We start from the raw sequence: 633 nt of genomic DNA on the forward strand, positions 1-633 counted from the left end.
GCGATCCGCGCGGGCGCGAGCCCCATGCGCAGGGCGACCGCGGCCGCGGCCAGGGCGTTGGGCACCTGGTGGACGCCGACGAGGCCGAGTGTCACCGGCTGGCGTTCGCCGCCGGCGAGCAGGTCGAACGAGGCCCGGCCCGAGCGGTCGACGCGGACGTCCTCGGCCCGCACGTCCGCCGTCGACGCCGTCCCGAAAGTGATCACTGTGACGCCGTCACCGACGCGCGCGGCCATCGCCGCGACCAGCGGGTCGTCGGCGTTGAGCACGACCGTGTCGGTGGCGGCCCGCGCCAGCTCACCCTTGGCCGCGGCGATCCCGACCCGGCCGTCGGGGTACTCGCCAACGTGGGCGCTGCCGACGTTGAGCACCGCCCCGATGGACGGGCGCGCGAGGGCGCACAGGGCGGCGATGTGGCCGCGGCCGCGCGCGCCCATCTCCAGCACCACGAACGCGGTGTCCGGCGCGGTACGCAGCAGTGTCAGCGGCAGGCCGATCTCGTTGTTGAACGAGCCGGGGGCGGCCACCGTCGGGCCGAGTTCGGCGAGCAGGTCGGCGAGCAGGTCCTTGGTTGTGGTCTTGCCGACGGAGCCGGTGACGGCGACGACGGTCGCCGGCGCGAGACCGCGCACG

Annotated in this window: 1 protein-coding gene; it reads right to left on the reverse strand. The window is 75.7% G+C overall.

The window, feature by feature from the left end; all coding sequences use genetic code 11:
• Window positions 1-633: Mur ligase family protein (locus MXD58_RS24500; protein ID WP_250610024.1), on the reverse strand; the 633-nt coding region annotated here is incomplete at both ends.

It is taken from the genome of Frankia sp. AgKG'84/4, assembly GCF_023242965.2.
In the GTDB taxonomy this organism is placed as follows: Bacteria; Actinomycetota; Actinomycetes; order Frankiales; family Frankiaceae; genus Frankia.